Consider the following 1,727-nt stretch of genomic DNA (forward strand, 5'->3'; position numbering starts at 1 on the left):
AAGATAAAAGGCGCCATATCTGGACGTCCCCAAGAACCATACACAGTAAAAAAACGTAAGCCTGTTGTAGGAAGTTGATAGAGATGAGAATAACTATGCGCCATCAATTCATTAGATTTTTTAGTCGCTGCATATAAAGAAACGGGGTGATCAACATTATCCGATGTAGAGAAAGGCACTTTCTTGTTTAAGCCGTAAACGGAGCTGGAAGATGCATATATGAAATGCTTGATATGGCTTTTACGACAAGCTTCTAAGACGTTTAAAAATCCACTTAAATTCGATTCAGCGTAACAATGTGGGTTTACAAGTGAATATCTAACACCAGCCTGTGCGGCAAGATGGATAACTCTGTCAAACTTTTCTTTCTCAAATAAACGTTCTATTTCATTTTTATTTGATATATCCATATTAAAGAATCGAAATAATGGATTTTTTATAAAATTTAATCTTGCATACTTTAACTCAACATCATAATAGTCATTGATATTATCAATACCTATAACCTCATATCCTAATGAGTTTAGTTTTCTAATAGTTGCACTACCAATAAAACCTGCCGCACCTGTAACTAAGTACTTCATAAATTAACACCATAAGACGCATACAACAAAAATAGTAGTAATTTATTGATATGTAAAGCTAATTAACTAGCGCTACTTCTTGGTTATATTGAATTTAATGATGCTGTGATTTTGATCTAGATTATTATGAAAAACGAAGAAAAACATCCATCTTAATAGTGAAGTTAATTAGAAAGAGTATTTTTATTACGTTATTTATATTTCATATTTATTTAATGAAAACTCAATTATTTCCATTCATAATCTACATTTGATAAAGAATAAAAATACTTACTTCGGTTTTACATTAAGCATAATATCGCCATCCAAGCATTAGATGCTTAGACTTTCTGCTAGCTCACCTCTATCTCAAAGCGTTTGACACTGGTACGAACTGCACAAATTGATCTCCATCAGTCTGTGCTCCACAGGTTAGTGATACTCTACCGCCAAATATAAAGCCCACGTCCTATGGCTCAGCAAAGCCTGTAGATAAGGTCATTAAGTAGCAATGTCGATTAATATTTCAGATCTAACAAATGCACTAACTAAAGTCGAACACGTTCATAAAGTTCAGTTGGAAAATGTCCATCAGTTTTTCAAAACAAATGAAGCTTTATCAATCGAAACATTCAGTCAAATCATCGCCTGTGATTCTATTGATGAACGATTTAAAACGATCGACAAAGCGTTTTCGCCCCTAGGTGATGTAAAAACTTACCTATTAGAGGCGTCTTACTTAGTTAGCTAACGCAGCATAATCCACAAACAAAAAGCCCCACTCATATGGTGGGGCTTTCTTTCTATCTTAGTCAGTAACGATTACAGCTTGTAGCGATCATCAATCACGGTGACTTCTGGGAAGGCTTTACCGCTCTTCATGGCTTTTTCAGTCTCTTTCTTAACGGATTCATCAATCCAGAAGTTACCGATATCCATTGGGTGCAGAACCCATTCCGTTGCTTTAGTCATGCCATCTTTTGGAATTTTAACCCAACGCCAATGTGCTACACGTGAGTAAGGCACCATGTATCCAGGAACAATAATATTTGCTTCTTTTACGTATTCTTGAATCTGGTGCGACAGCTCATAACGTTTATTCTGATCAAACTCTGCATCATACGCTTCGATCAACTTATCGAGTTCTGGGCTACTGTAGTTGGT

General features: G+C 35.5%; 2 protein-coding genes and 1 pseudogene. 1 reads left to right on the plus strand and 2 read right to left on the minus strand.

Going from position 1 to position 1,727, the window contains the following annotated elements; genetic code table 11:
• On the minus strand, positions 1-584 hold a 584-nt coding region (locus R7P67_RS23620; protein WP_318086167.1), incomplete at its 3' end, for an NAD-dependent epimerase/dehydratase family protein.
• 490 nt (positions 585-1,074) lie between these two features.
• Between R7P67_RS23620 and R7P67_RS23625 the strand changes: the two genes are divergently transcribed.
• Complete coding sequence (locus tag R7P67_RS23625) at positions 1,075-1,314, plus strand: hypothetical protein (RefSeq protein WP_005481665.1); 240 nt, start codon at positions 1,075-1,077, stop codon at positions 1,312-1,314.
• Between the two features lie 71 nt (positions 1,315-1,385).
• Here R7P67_RS23625 and R7P67_RS23630 read toward each other — a convergent pair.
• Positions 1,386-1,727: pseudogene (locus tag R7P67_RS23630) on the minus strand (ABC transporter substrate-binding protein); the annotation flags it as partial.

It is taken from the genome of Vibrio sp. Vb0937 (assembly GCF_033338855.1).